This is a genomic window from Opitutaceae bacterium TAV5, assembly GCA_000242935.3.
Classification (GTDB): domain Bacteria; phylum Verrucomicrobiota; class Verrucomicrobiia; order Opitutales; family Opitutaceae; genus Geminisphaera.
Genome location: CP007053.1, coordinates 625,928 through 639,974, shown reverse-complemented (window position 1 = coordinate 639,974; position 14,047 = coordinate 625,928). Strand labels below are relative to the sequence as shown.

General features: G+C 65.2%; 12 protein-coding genes and 1 tRNA gene. 5 read left to right on the top strand and 8 right to left on the bottom strand.

Going from position 1 to position 14,047, the window contains the following annotated elements:
* The first annotated feature begins 256 nt into the window (after positions 1-256).
* From OPIT5_03255 to OPIT5_03245, 3 genes are all read left to right on the top strand, one after another.
* Positions 257-1,603, top strand: a complete 1,347-nt coding sequence (locus OPIT5_03255; protein AHF89430.1) for a sodium:proton antiporter — start codon at positions 257-259, stop codon at positions 1,601-1,603.
* A 131-nt stretch (positions 1,604-1,734) separates the two neighbouring features.
* Positions 1,735-2,775, top strand: a complete 1,041-nt coding sequence (locus OPIT5_03250) for a deacetylase (protein AHF89429.1) — start codon at positions 1,735-1,737, stop codon at positions 2,773-2,775.
* A gap of 218 nt (positions 2,776-2,993) precedes the next feature.
* Positions 2,994-3,401 (top strand): hypothetical protein, encoded by a 408-nt coding sequence (locus OPIT5_03245; GenBank protein ID AHF89428.1) that lies wholly within the window; start codon positions 2,994-2,996, stop codon positions 3,399-3,401.
* Positions 3,402-3,581: 180 nt separating this feature from the next.
* Here the strand turns inward: OPIT5_03245 and OPIT5_03240 are convergent, their stop codons facing one another.
* Positions 3,582-4,385 (bottom strand): hypothetical protein, encoded by an 804-nt coding sequence (locus OPIT5_03240; protein AHF89427.1) that lies wholly within the window; start codon positions 4,383-4,385, stop codon positions 3,582-3,584.
* A complete protein-coding gene (locus OPIT5_03235; GenBank protein ID AHF89426.1) occupies positions 4,382-5,539 on the bottom strand; it encodes a DNA repair protein RecF in 1,158 nt (385 codons plus the stop codon). Before OPIT5_03235 ends, OPIT5_03240 begins: the two co-directional genes overlap by 4 nt.
* Positions 5,540-5,859: 320 nt before the next feature.
* Between OPIT5_03235 and OPIT5_03230 the strand changes: the two genes are divergently transcribed.
* Both OPIT5_03230 and OPIT5_03225 read left to right on the top strand, forming a co-directional pair.
* Positions 5,860-6,876: a glutamine synthetase gene (locus tag OPIT5_03230; GenBank protein AHF89425.1), complete on the top strand. Its 1,017-nt coding sequence runs from the start codon at positions 5,860-5,862 to the stop codon at positions 6,874-6,876.
* A gap of 174 nt (positions 6,877-7,050) precedes the next feature.
* Positions 7,051-7,125: transfer RNA gene (locus OPIT5_03225), tRNA-Cys, on the top strand.
* A 381-nt stretch (positions 7,126-7,506) separates the two neighbouring features.
* Here the strand turns inward: OPIT5_03225 and OPIT5_03215 are convergent.
* The 6 genes from OPIT5_03215 to OPIT5_03190 all read right to left on the bottom strand — a co-directional run bounded on the left by OPIT5_03215 (position 7,507) and on the right by OPIT5_03190 (position 13,944).
* A complete protein-coding gene (locus OPIT5_03215; GenBank protein ID AHF89424.1) occupies positions 7,507-7,755 on the bottom strand; it encodes a hypothetical protein in 249 nt (82 codons plus the stop codon).
* 51 nt (positions 7,756-7,806) lie between these two features.
* Entirely contained in the window at positions 7,807-9,114 is a 1,308-nt protein-coding gene (locus OPIT5_03210; protein AHF89423.1) for an ABC transporter, read from the bottom strand.
* Positions 9,115-9,132: 18 nt separating this feature from the next.
* Complete coding sequence (locus OPIT5_03205) at positions 9,133-9,882, bottom strand: ribonuclease PH (protein AHF89422.1); 750 nt, start codon at positions 9,880-9,882, stop codon at positions 9,133-9,135.
* Positions 9,883-9,943: 61 nt separating this feature from the next.
* Positions 9,944-11,749, bottom strand: a complete 1,806-nt coding sequence (locus tag OPIT5_03200) for a lysophospholipase (protein ID AHF89421.1) — start codon at positions 11,747-11,749, stop codon at positions 9,944-9,946.
* A gap of 72 nt (positions 11,750-11,821) precedes the next feature.
* A complete protein-coding gene (locus tag OPIT5_03195) occupies positions 11,822-13,228 on the bottom strand; it encodes a histidine kinase (protein ID AHF89420.1) in 1,407 nt (468 codons plus the stop codon).
* Positions 13,225-13,944 (bottom strand): chemotaxis protein CheY, encoded by a 720-nt coding sequence (locus tag OPIT5_03190; GenBank protein ID AHF89419.1) that lies wholly within the window; start codon positions 13,942-13,944, stop codon positions 13,225-13,227. Before OPIT5_03190 ends, OPIT5_03195 begins: the two co-directional genes overlap by 4 nt.
* Between the last annotated feature and the right edge of the window lie 103 nt (positions 13,945-14,047).

Sequence of the window (14,047 nt, the reverse complement as noted above, 5' to 3'; positions counted from 1 at the left end):
ACCGTGTAACCACCCGGGCTCCGAGAGCTTGCGTTCGCAGCTACAGGCACGGGCACATCCGCCGGTTTTCTGTCAGGTGCGGTAATAGCGGGTATTCGCGGTTGCTCTAAACGGTTGCGCAGTGCGTTGCGAGTCGCCATGGCAGGCAAGATCTGCCTGAATGGTAGCTGGTTTTTGCCCGCCATCGACTGGCAACCTGCATCAGGCAGGTTTGCCGTGCCGGTTCCGGGCCTCCCACATCGCCATGTCCTCGACCATCGCCTCCCTTTCGTCTTCCGCAGCGCCGGACACTCCGCTCTGGCTCGTTATCCCGTTCGGGTTGCTGCTGCTGCTCATTGCCGTCATGCCGCTCACACCCGGGCGGCTGAAACACCTTTGGGAACGTTTTTACGCGCATGCGGCTATCGGCCTTGGAATGCTGGTGGTGGCGTATTATCTGCTGGCGATGCCCGGCGGCGGATCGATGGTGCTGCATACCGGGAAGGAGTATCTCTCGTTTATCTGCCTGATCGGTTCCCTTTTTGTCGTGGCAGGCGGGATACATATCAGCGTCCAGGACCGGGCAGCGCCGATCACCAACGTGATTTTTCTCCTGGTGGGCGCGGTGCTGGCCAATTTCATCGGCACGACCGGCGCTTCGATGGTGCTGATCCGGCCGTGGATCCGGATGAACAAGATCCGCATCAGTGCGTATCACATCGTGTTTTTCATTTTTGTGGTATCCAACGCGGGAGGAGCACTCACGCCGATCGGCGATCCGCCGCTGTTTCTCGGCTACCTGCGCGGCGTGCCGTTTTTCTGGCTGATCGGCCATGTGTGGATGCAATGGCTGGTCACCATCGGGCTGTTGCTGGCAGTGTTTTACGTTTATGACCGGCGCAGTTTCAGGCACGCGCCGGCAACGATCCGGGAATCGATCGCGCATCCTCCCGAGGACGTGCGCTTCGAGGGGAAGCTCAACCTGCTGTTTCTGGCAGTGATCATCGGCGCGGTGTTCATTCCGGAATCCCTGCTGCCGCATCTGCGCGAGCTGGTGATGGTGGCCGCCGCCGCCGCGTCGTTTGTGCTGACGCCGCAGCGCGTGCACCAGGCCAATCATTTTACCTTCGGTCCGATCCGGGAGGTGGCGTTTCTCTTCGTGGGAATTTTCGCCACGATGATCCCGGCGCTCGGCTACATCGACCAGCACGGGCAGGAGTTCGGCCTGAAAAAACCGGTCACCTACTACCTGACTTCCGGCAGCCTGTCGGCGGTGCTGGACAATGCGCCGACTTACGCGACGTTCCTGCGGCTGGCGGAAACCACGGTGCAGGCCGACTACCCGGAGGCATTCGCCGGCCAGGGAGAGGAACGGACGGAAAAACAGGTGCTCGATGTGATGCGGGATCATCCGACGGGGCGGAACCTGATCGTGGCCGTGAGTCTGGGGGCGGTGTTTTTCGGAGCGATGACCTACATCGGCAACGGCCCCAACTTCATGGTCAAATCGATTGCCGACAGCGCGGGCATCCGCATGCCGACTTTTTTCGGTTACATCTTCAAGTACAGCCTGCCCGTGCTGCTGCCGATCCTGCTGCTGGGCGGATGGATTTTCCTGTCGTAGGGGCCAGAGTTATCCGGGGCGGGAGCAGGCGGAACAGGCGTGTGGCAGCTTGCGCCAGGCGTGGCATTTTGCCGACATCGGGGTATTTTACTGAAAACCGGAAACCACGCACCACACAGGCATCACGATTCATGAGTTTCACACACGATTTTCCCTTCGATCCCACCGGCGGTTATTCGCCCGAACAACTGCTGTCGCTGCGGCTCGGTGAACCGGCAGATTTCGAGGCGTTCTGGCGCGAGACGTTCGCGCTGGCGGAGCGCGTGCCGCTGGACTGGCGTATCCGCCCTTCCGTGACGCATCCGGGTGATGCGCGGACGGAGGTGTTTGATGTGGAGTTTGCCAGCCTGGCGCCGGAGGCGTCGGGCGCGGCGCGGGCCGGGGCGGAGGCGTGGTCCGGAAAAAATCGTGTCGGCGGCTGGCTGACGCGGCCGCGGGGACGGCCGGCGCGGCGCGGTGTGGTGCATTGCCACGGCTACGGCGGACGCGAGGGGCCGGACCTGTCGCCGCCGTTGCCGGAGGACGCCGATGCGGCGGTGATTTTCCCGTGCTGCACGGGGCTGCCGACGCGAAGCCTGCACACGGGGATCGGTTCGACGGGAGGAGAACATGTGCTGCACGGGATCGGGAACCGCGAGACGTACGTGCACCGGTTTTGTGCGGCGGATATATGGCGGGCGGCGTCGGTGTTGCTGGAGGCGGTGCCGGAGTTGCTCGAGGGCCGGGGGGCGGGCTCGGCGGGCGGGAAACTCGACTATATCGGAGGGAGTTTCGGGGGCGGGATCGGCGCGCTGGCGTTGCCGTGGGATGCGCGTTTCCGGCGGGCGCATCTTTCGGTGCCGAGTTTCGGGAATCATCCGTTGCGGCTCGGCTTGCCGTGCAGCGGGAGCGGCGAATCGGTGCGGCTGCACGCACAGCGTCATCCGGAGGTGCGCGAGGTGCTGGCGTATTTCGATGCGGCGGTGGCGGCGCGGCGGATCACCATTCCGGTGCTGGTGGAGGCAGCGTATTTCGATCCGGCGGTGCCGCCGGCAGGGCAATTTTCCGTGTATCACGCGCTCGGCGGGCTGAAGCAGCTGCATGCGTCGGCCGCCGGGCACTTCGACCACGCGGGCACACCGGCAGAGCAGGCGGCGTTGCGGGCGGAACTGGTGGCGTTTTTTGCGGAGTGAAGATTTGATTGTTGGAAGTTTGAAATTGGCAGTTGGTAACCGGAGGGCCGGAAGCCGCAGTCGGGGGGACGTGAGACAGAAAACGAACCGCCCGCCTCGAACTTCCAACTTCGAACTTCAAACTTCCAACTTCGGATTCTTGCTCCAGACTTCCCCCGCCTCCGGCTCCGCCGGTAGTCTGCGCGGCACTACCACCCGCTGCCATTCACTTCCGATTCATGAAAGTCACCCGTGCCCAGATCATCGTCCGTGGACTTACGCTCCGCTGCCCGAATTGCGGCGGACGCACGCTGTTCAGGAAAGGAGCGCCGTTCCGGCTTAACCGGGAGTGCCCGCAGTGCGGGTTGCGGCTGGAGCGTGACGAGGGGAGTTTTCTCGGCGCGATGTCACTCAACTACATCGTCACCACGCTGGGTTTCCTGGTACCGGTGCTGTTGCTGTACCTGGCCGGAGTGTTGTCCGGGCTGGCTGCGGCCATCATCGCGGGGGTGGGGGCGCTGCTGTTTCCGGTGCTGTTTTACCGGGCTTCACGCAGCTGGTGGCTGATGGGTTATTATCTGTTTTTCCCGGGACACCTGTCGGCGAATCTTCGCGAGCTTCGGGAGGGCGAGGACGAGAATATCTGAAGGGCCGCGGAGTGCGACGGGCGTTCCCCGCATGGCCGACGCGCACGCGACGCCGACGCCTCATACCAGCGTCCCGAATGTTTTTGATTTTACACCAAGGCAGCAAAGGACGCGAAGAAGATAACTGGCAATTCTTTGCGCTCTTTGCAGCCTTTGTGTGAAAATCTGAAGGCTTTGGTATCAGAAGAGTCCGATGAGCTTGAGGCCGGCGAGCGCGCTGAGGCCGAGGGCCAGCGCCTCGAAGAGCGCCTGGTTGATGCGCGGCAGCAACCACCGTCCGAAAAACGCGCCGGCCAGCACGGCTGGCGCGAGCAGCAGGTTGAACGAAAAACTCCGGGTCGTGATCAGGCCGAGGTTCATCATGAAGGGCACCTTGAAACAGTTGAGCAGGAGAAAAAACACCGCTGCTGTGCCGACGAACTGCATCTTGGGCAGGCGCATCGCGATCAGGTAAATCGCCATGAGCGGGCCGGCGGCGTTGGACACCAGGGTGGTGAAGCCGGCGAGCACGCCCATCGTGGGGGCGAACCAGGCGCCGTGCTCCGCGTCCTCGACGACCGGACCGGCGACCGGGGCCGGCGTGTCTTTTCCGGGCGAGATCCGGAGGTGGGCGCGACGGGTGGCCTGGCGGCGTCGCCAGAGGTGGAGCGCGAGGAGCGCGAGGACGATGGCGCCGACCATCACGCGCGCCTGCCGGTCGTCGATACGGTTCATCGCGAGCCAGCCGATGATCACACCGGCTCCGGTCCACGGAAAGAGTTTTACGAGATGCGACCACTGCGCGTGCTTGCGATAGGCGGCGACTGCGACGACATCGGCGAAGATCAGCATCGGCAGCACGAAGCCGCTCGCTTCCTTTGCCCCCAGGAGCATTGCGAAGATCGAGACAAAGAGCATGCCGATGCCGGCGACGCCGGTTTTGGAAATACCCACCAGAACGGCGCCGAGGAGGGCGAGGAGCCATTGCCAGAGTTCGAGATTCATACGAAAGGGGGAGAGGGGGGGGAGCCGCTGAAGGCGCCGCTGGCGACATGCAGAACCTGCCAGTCGCCGGGAGCGGTGTCGGGCAGCGTGGTGCCGGTGGCGATGACCTGGCGCGTGTCGCCGAGCGAGGTCCAGAAACGGCGGCGGCGCGCAGGATCGAGCTCGCCGAGAACATCGTCGGCGAGCAGCACGGGTTCGATGCCGGAGCGCGCCCGGAAAAACTCCACCTGCGCGAGCCGCAGCGCGAGCGCGAGGCTGCGTTGCTGCCCCTCGGAGCCGAAGTCGCGCGCGGGACGCCCGCCGACCTTGAACACGAGATCGTCGCGATGCGGACCGGTGAGCGTGGCGCGCATTTGCAGGTCGCGCGTCCGGTGGCGTTCGAAGACGGCCAGCCAGGCGGCGGCATCGCGCGCGGAAAGGGCGGGGGAGGGGGCGGGATCCGGATCGGGCGTGGCGGTGTCCCCGGCTTCGGTCCCGGCGGTGTGCGCGGAGAGCGTCAGCGAAGTGGGTTCGGCATGGTCGGCGATCTGCGCGTAGGCGCGGGTGACGTGCTCCGCCAGCTCGGCGACGCTGGCCTGGCGTTTGCGGACGAGACCGGCGGCGGCGGTGGCGAGCGGATGTTCGAAGGCGGCGAGTTCGCGGGCGGGAGCCTGCCGCTTGAGCAGGCTGTTGCGGCCGGCGAGTGCCTGGTGATACGCCTGCAACGCGCTCAGGTAGGCGGCGTCCGTCATGGCGAGCGTCAGGTCGAGCCAGCGGCGGCGCAGCGCGGGCGCGCCACGGATGAGCTGCTGATCCTGCGACGAAAAAACAACCGTCGGGAAACGCCCGAGGTGTTCGGAGACCCGCGGGACGCGCTCGCCGTCGCACCACACCTCCTTGCCATCGGTGCGCAGTTTGATGAGGAGGCGTGTGTCGCCGAGATGCTCGTGCCCGAACTCGCAGGCGAGCGCGGCTTCGGCCTGGCCCTGGCGAATGAGGACGCGGCTCTCGGTGGCGCGAAACGATCGCAACGCGCTGACAAAACCGGCCGCCTCGAGGAAGCTGGTTTTCCCCTGCCCGTTGCCGCCGACCAGAAACTGCAAACGGCCCTCCAGCCGGATGTCGGCGAAGGCGATGTTGCGGAAGTTTTGCAGTGTGATCCGGCGCAGACGCATGGAGGAAACGGGTGAACGTGAAACGCCGGGCGGCGGACGTCGAACCTTGTTCTCCGGTGCGCGTGATTCGTCGCCATTCAGGCACCCCTGGACGCCGTCATGTTTGTGAAAAATACCTGTTATCCTCGTCTGATCAGGACGTAATGAATGAGAGCGCAATCCCGCTTTATTCCGGATTGGTATTGGCATGAACCATGCTACTTTCGGCCCGGAAAGTCTTTGAGAAACCCTTCTGCTTTGTAGTGGCGCCAATTTACTGTCGCCAAACGCCAGACAAGGCTCCTCAAACGCTCTTCGCTAAAACCACCACGCAACACACTATGGCCAAAATCAAACTGGAATACATCTGGCTCGACGGCTACTCGCCCATCGCGAATCTCCGCAGCAAGACCAAGATTATCGATGGCGATCCCGCCACCCTGAAGCTCGAGGAAGTTCCCGACTGGGGCTTTGACGGCAGCTCGACCCAGCAGGCCGAAGGCCGCAGTTCGGACTGCATTCTCAAGCCTGTCGCCCTTTTCCCGGACATCACCCGCTCCAATGCGTTTCTGGTGATGTCGGAAGTTCTCCTTCCGACCGGCGAGCCGCATCCGACCAATTCCCGCGCGACCATCGTCGATGATCCCGACACCTGGTTCGGTTTCGAACAGGAGTACTTTTTCTTCCAGGACGGCCGCCCGCTCGGCTTCCCCGAGGAAGGCTTCCCGGCCCCGCAAGGCCGCTACTACACCGGCGTCGGCTACAAGAACGTCGGCGACATCGCCCGCGAGATCGTGGAGGAGCACCTCAACATCTGTCTCGCGGCCGGCATCAACCACGAAGGCATCAACGCCGAAGTGGCCAAGGGCCAATGGGAATTCCAGATCTTCGGCAAGGGCTCCAAGACGGCTGCCGACGAAATCTGGGTGGCCCGCTACATCCTCGAGCGTCTCGGCGAGAAATACGGCGTGGACATCGAGTGGAGCTGCAAGCCCATCCGCGGCGACTGGAACGGTTCCGGCATGCACTCCAACTTCTCGACCAAATTCATGCGTGAAAAGGGCGGCAAGGAGTACTTCGAAAAACTCATGGACGCCTTCCGCAAGCACCACGACGAGCACATCGCGGTGTACGGTCCGGACAATCACCTGCGCCTGACCGGTCTCCACGAGACCCAGTCGATCGACAAGTTCTCCTACGGTCTCGCCGACCGCGGTTCCTCGATCCGCATCCCGCACTCGTTCGTCAACAGCGGCTACAAGGGTTACCTCGAAGACCGTCGTCCGAACTCCGCCGCCGACCCGTATCTGGTCGCCTCGCGGATCCTGAAGACGATCTCGACCGTCCCGACGACCTGATTCATCTTGCGATCAGTCGCGACGCCGCCTTTCCCGTCGGGGGAGGCGGCGTTTTTTTCGGGAAACGGGGAAGCGCCGGCGGGGTTCCCTCCCGCTCCGTTGCGAAAATCCGCTTTCAGGACTTGCGCCGTTTCCGGAATCCCTGCAACGTCGGCGCCCTCTTTGTTTCAGTCTGGCGCGGTAGCCAAGTGGTAAGGCCGAGCTCTGCAAAAGCTCTATGCGTCGGTTCGATTCCGACCCGCGCCTCCAGATTTCCGGTAAAACGAAACCCGTATCTGATTTCAGAATACGGGTTTCGTTTTTGCGCTGTTGAAGCCGGGATTTCCCCCCCTTGGCTTGGTATCGCCAGAATCAGCACGAACCAACCGCGAATGAACGCGAATCGGCGCGAATAATACCAAAGCCCCAAAGCCTTCGGATTTTTACACCAAGGCCGCAAAGAGCGCAAAGGATTGCCAGTTACCTTCTTCGCGTCCTTTGCGGCCTTTGTGTAAAATCAAAAACATTCGGGACGCTGGTATAAAACCAATGGATTTCGACCGTCTTCCGGCTTCGCGTCAATTCGCGTTCATTCGCGGTTAAAAACCGAAAAAGACGTGAACCCTGACCCGGCCGAAGAGAAGGCCGGATTTACTTGCGGGTTTCCGCGTTGCGTTCGCGCTGGGCGCGGAGGACGACGCGAAACATCTGGATCGCCAGCCAGAAGGTGCCGCTCATGCAGGCGGCAGCGAGACCGGCCCAGAGTGCGATCATGGCAGGATCGTTCGACGGCACATGCGAGCGAAGGATCGAAAACATGAACGTGAAAAAACCGATGACGAGAATGGCGTCGATCAGCACGCTGACGGGTGTGGCAAGTTTTTCTCCGGTCCGGGACATGAGAGCTAATGAGCCGTGAAGCGGGATTTTGTCCAGGGGATTTTGCACCCTTCACTCATGACGCAGGGCTTCGATCGGGTCGAGCGAGGCGGCTTTCCAGGCCGGGTAGAGGCCAAAACCGACCCCGATGCCGCCGCAGACGATGAGCCCGACCGCCGCCCAGGCGAAGGGGAAGACCGCGCCGGCCTTCAGCATCCATGCCACGATGTTGCCGACCACCACCCCGAAAAGCACGCCACAGATGCCGCCGAGCAACGAGAGGGTCACGGCCTCGATCAGAAACTGCACGAGAATGCCGGCCTTGCGCGCGCCGATGCTCTTGCGGATGCCGATCTCGCGCGTGCGCTCGGTGACGCTGACGAGCATGATGTTCATCACGCCGATGCCGGCGGCGACGAGGGCGATGGCGCTGATGATGAACGAGCCGATCGTGATCATGCCGGCGATCTTGTTGAAGGTCTCGATGAGCGAATCGTTGGTGTAGACTTCGAAATCGTCGGCGTCTTCGGGTTCGAGCTGGCGGACGAGACGCATGACGCCGATGGCGCGGTCCTGGGTGGCGGGAAGCTCGGCCTGGGAGGGCGCCTCGATGTTGAGGCTCACGGAGCGCCCGCGCTGGCCGAAATCCTGGAGCCAGCGGGTCACGGGCACGAGGAGGCGTTTGTCCTGGCTTTGGCCGAACGAGGTGCCTTTCGGCGCGAGCGTGCCGACGACGGTGTAGTTCCTGCCGCCGGCCCGGATCGTCCGGCCGATGCCGCTCTCGTCGGGAAAGAGGCGTTGTACGATCTCGTCGCCGATGACGCACACGGAGCGGCCGAACTCGACGTCGCCGCCGGTGAGGTTGCGGCCGCGGGCGATCTCGAAGTTGGCGGCGGGCACGTAGTTCTCGTCGGTGCCGATGAGCTGGAGGCTGGGGTTGGTGCGGCGCTCGCCGTAAACCGCCCTCTGCCTTTCGCGGTCGAGCTGGAGGCACACGCGCACCGGAGCGGAGAGAGCGGAGGCGGCTCCGTCATGGCCGGAGGCGGGCGCGGCGTCGGCGGCGTCCATGGCGGCGAGCCGTTGTTTGACGCGCGCGGCCTCGGCGTAGGAGACAGGGCGGCGGTTGGCAAAACGCTGCCGCGGATCGGTGAAGTTGATCGCAGGGTACCGGGTGATCTGGAAGCTGTTCGCGCCGAGGACGCTCAGGCCCGATTCGACGGAGCTGCGGAGCGCGCTGATTGCGGTCATCACGCCGATGACGGAGAACACTCCGACGGCGATGCCGAGCATCGTCAGCGAGGACCGCAGCTTGTTGGCGGTGAGTCCGGCGAGCGCGAGTTTGAGAATCTCGAAATAGAGGAGAATCCGGACGCGGGGCATGGCGCGGAGGCCGCCTGTTCACGTTGCGAGCAACTGACGGGTGAGGAAGGCGGTTTGCAGGGCGGAGATTTCTTTCAGACCCTTTTGCGCGAGGGCGATGAGGGCTTGCAACTGCTCGTAGGAGAACGTGGCTTCCTCGCCGGTGCCCTGGACTTCGACGAACTGGCCGCGACCGGTCATGACGACATTGAAATCGACCTGGGCGTCCTTGTCCTCGAGGTAGGGGAGGTCGAGGAGTTCGCGTCCGTCGAGCACGCCGACGCTGATGGCGGCGATGGAGTCGGTGAGCGGATTTTCCGCCAGCTTGCCGGAGTCGATGAGCGTCTGGATGGCGAGGCGAGCGGCGAGCCAGGCGCCGGTGATGGAGGCGGTGCGGGTGCCGCCGTCGGCCTGGAGGACGTCGCAGTCGATCCAGAGGGTGTTTTCGCCAAGCCGGGCGAGATCGAGGACGGCGCGCAGCGAACGGCCGATGAGCCGCTGGATCTCCACGGTGCGGCCGTCGAGCTTGCCTTTGGAGATGTCGCGCGCCTTGCGGTCGTGCGTGCTGTAGGGGAGAAGCGAATACTCGGCGGTGAGCCAGCCGCCGGGGATTTTTTGCTGTTTCATCCAGAGCGGCACTTTTTGTTCGATGGTGGCCGCGCAGATGACGCGCGTGTTGCCAAACGAAACCAGCACGGAGCCGGTGGCGTGCGGGGCGATGTTGGCCTCGAACGAGATGGGGCGGAGTTGGTCGGCACGGCGACCGTCGGCGCGGGTGAAATTGCTCATGAAGGCCGTAAGCCTGACAACCCGGAGCGAGCGGCGGCAAGCCTCGTATGCCGCGACTCCTTCAATCCACTTCGGCCACGCGCAGGCGGAAATTGAAGCCGGCGCTGCCGGCACCGATCTTGAGAAACACGTCATTGATCCCCGCGCGCAGCGTCACCGGCAGGAAAACCGGCACGGGATGCGGACCGTCCAGCGTCATGACGCGCTCCCCGTTGATCCACAGGTGCGCGTAATAATCCACCTCCGCCGAGAGAATGGCCGGGCCGCCCTTGTCACTCCGGATTTGCGTGGTGGCATAGGCGATGCCCGGGGCGGTGGAGCCGGTCAGGGCATGGAAGTCCACGCGACCGGTGGCGGCGCCGGCGGTCTCCGTGTCGGTCACCGGTCGCCATGACACGGACTTGGCGGTTCCGGAATCGGGGAGGGGTTCGCCGGGCTCGGGCAGGAATTTTTCCGTCAGCGCCTCGCGGGCGTCGAGCGGTGCGATGCCGTCCGGGCCTGCCGCCGCCGGGAAAGGGCCGGCCCAGCGCCAGGTCGCGGCGGGCAGGGTGGCGAAGCGCAGCGCCTGGAGTTTGCCGGCATCGAATGTCCCGGCGGGGCTTGGTTCGCGGGTTGCTCCGGTCTCGCCTGCGACGAGCAGGTAGCCGAGCCGGACGTTGCCACCGGATTTCGGGACGCCGGCAGTTTCTCCCGGCGCGGTTGCGGGCGGGAGGACGAGCGTGAGCACGTGCTCCCGGGCGGGCAGGTTGCGGGCGACGAGGTACGAGGTGTAGCCCGTGCGGCTGTTGGTGAATACTTGCGCGGGCAATGCTCCGTCCACGCTGGCGTAGAAGGAGCCATGGTCGGGATTGAGTTCGTAAAACAGGCCGACGGTCGTGCCGCGAAACGGCAGGTGTAACACCGCGCCGGGTTGGCTGGCGGCGAGCACGCCCTGGAAAAAACGGCCGTACCACGTGGTCGGGGCCGGGGCCGGTCGCCAGGCGCCGGCGGGGTCGGAGAGCCCTTGCAGCGGAACCATGCGGGCGTCGAGGAGGAGCGGCTTTTCACTCAGCGGCGCCGGGAGCGCGGCAGGCTGCGGGTCGGCGTCCGCACGGGCCGAGGAGGCCGCGAGGCGGCGGGCTTCGTCGGCCAGCGGCCGGAGCGTGGCAGCCATGGCGCGGGCGTAGAGAGCATGGCCGGTTTTGTTCGGGTGGACGTTGTCGCTGAAAATCTCCGCCCAGGCTGCGGCGGCGGCCTCGCCGCCTCCGCCGCGATCGACGCCGCGGGGCAGCGGGATGCGGGGGGCGTCGGGGAAAAGATGCGTATCGACCGCGGCCTGCATGTCGATGTGGGCGAGGCCGTAGTGGCGGGCGACCTTGCGGTGGCGCTCGGCGTTGATGCCGTGTCGCGTGGCCGCTTCCACAATGACGATGGCGGGGGGGCGGGGGAGGGATTTGAGACGGACGATCAGCGTCTCCATGTAGCGCACGGCCTGCTCGTCGACGAGGCCGCCGTCGTTGACGCAGTATTCGATGGCCACGAGGTCGGGCTGGTGGGCAATGATGTCGCGTTCGGCCCGGAAAATCCCGAGCGAGCTGCCGGTGGCGCTCATGCCGGAGTTGATGATGGTCACGCGGCTTTCGGGAAACTGTTCGCGCAGCCACGGGCCGATCCAGCCTTCGCCGCTTGCCTGGGTGATGGAACCGCCGATGGCGACGTAGCGGAGCGGTTCGCCACGCGCCGCCCGGGTGAAGGCGGCGATGACATCACGGCCCGGAGCGGATGCCGGCGTGTCGCCGGAAGCGGGGACGAGGAGGAGCAGGATGCTCGCGACGAATAACGAAAACGGACGGAGGCAACGGCCGCCGGGCAGGGTGGAATGGCTCATGGGAAAGGGAAGCGCGAGCCTGACAATCCCCGACCGCTGATCGCAAGTCCCGTCTGCGCCGGCACCGCCCGCTCACTTCGCCACCGGCAGGCGGATCGTCACGCAGAGGCCGCCTTCGGGGCGGTTGGCGAGCACGATGTCGCCACCGTGGGCGCGGACGATGGAGCGTGCGATCGCGAGGCCGAGGCCGACGCCGCCCGTGGCGCGGTTGCGCGAGCTTTCGAGCCGGAAAAAGGGTGCGAACACGCGCTCGAACTCCTCCTCGGCGATGCCCGGTCCGTCGTCTTCGATGACGATGCCGAGGCATTCGGGCGCGAGGTCCAGGCGCACACGGGCGCGGTGGCCGTAGCGGACGGCGTTCTCGATGACGTTGGTGAGGGCGCGCTTGAGCCCGTCGGGGCGGCAACGGAAGGGGATGCGGTGGCCGTCGGCAAATTGCACCTCCTGGCCGATCCCGGCGAGGTCGTCGCAAAGGCTTTCGATGAGCGCGTCGATATCGACGGTGCGGGTGGTTTCCTCGGTCGCTTCCTCGCGGGCGAAGGCGAGCACGGCCTGGGTCATCGCCTGCATCCCGTCGAGCGTGGCGATCATTTTTTCCCGCATCTCGGCGTCCTCGACATACTCGGCGCGCAGGCGGAGCGAGGTGATGGGCGTGCGCAGGTCGTGGCTGATGGCGGCGATCATCTGCGTGCGGTCTTCCACGAACCGCCGGAGGCGCACCTGCATGCGGTTGAATGTGGCGACGGTGGCGCGGATGTCGTCGGGCCCGTTTTCGGGCAACAGCTCGGGATTTTCGCCGCGCCCCAGTTTTTCCGCCGAGCGGGTGAGCGTGTGCAACGGACCCGAGATGCGCCGCGCGATCAGCCAGGCGGCGAAGGCGAAGAGCAGCGCCGTGACGATGAGCGCCGCATAGTATTCGGTGGTGAGTCGGGTTTTGACGAGGTAGTCGGGCTTGGCGAAAACGGTGTTGAGCCAGTCGCCGTTGCCGAGCCGGAGCGCGAAGCCGAAACCGTTCCACGGAGCGAGGTCGAGCTGGCGGACGGGCAGGCCGACCAGCCAGGTGTCGGCCGGGAGTTCCTCCCACCCGGCGACGGAACGCCGGTCGAGCATCGGATCGAGCCGGAACAGGCTGGGCACCGGCTGCCCGTGATCGGCGGAGAGCGTGTCGCGCAGGAGCTGTTCGCGCGCGGTTTCCTGCCAGGCGGCGGAGGAACCGGGCGGGCCGGACGTGAGCCAGTAGCGCGTGAGCGGGGTGCTCACGGCGGCGAGCGTGGCGGCGCGCTGGTCCGGAGGCGTCACCTGGGCCAGGCGTATGGCGGAGGCGATACGGCCCAGGCACTCGTCGCGCAGGACGCCGCGCACGCTGCGCTCGTGTTCGCGATGAAACACACACAGCGACACGCCCTGCGAGAGCGCGATCGCGAGCAACATCACGCCGATGAGCTGGCTGCTGAGGGTGCGCAACCGGAAGCGTTTCATGCGGACTCCACTTCGGCGGTGAACTGGTATCCGTCGCCCCAGCACGTCTTGATGAGTGCAGGCCGGGCGGGATCGGCCTCGATCTTGCGGCGCAGGCGGCTCACCTGGTTGTCTACGCTGCGATCCCAGACGTCGGCGGTGCGGCCGAGCGTGAGGTCGAGGAGCTGGTCGCGGCTGAGGACCACGCCCGGATGTTCGAGAAACACGCCGAGGAGCCGGAACTCCGCCGTGCTCAGCGGCACGGCCACGCCGTCCGGCCCGAGCACCTCGCGGCGGCCGATGTCGAGCACCTTGTCGCCGAAACGGAGCTTGCCGACGCGCACGGCGCCGCGGTGGACGGGCAGACCGTGCGCGCGGCGGAGCACGGCCTTGATCCGGGCGAGCAGCTCGCGCGGATTGAAGGGCTTGGTGAGATAATCGTCGGCGCCCATTTCGAGGCCGACGATCCGGTCGGTATCCTCGGCCATCGCGGTGAGAAAGATGATCGGCACGGGGCTGGCGGCGCGCAGGTCGCGGCACAGGCCGAGGCCGTCCGTCCCGGGCATCATGATGTCGAGCACGACGAGATCGGGCGGGCTGTTTTCCTGCAACCGGCGAAACGCGGCCGCGTTTTCCGCCGCGCTCACCCGGTAACCATGCTCGCCGAGGTAACGCACCACCAGTTCGCGGATTTCCCTGTTATCGTCGACGACGGCGATGTGCGGCGCGGTTTCCATGTGGCATATTCAGGCGTGCAGTGAGTCCGCGCCACGGTAGCACAACTTTTCCGGAGCGCGGCCCGAAAAGTGTAACAAAGTGTGTCGCCCGTCCCGGCGTCGG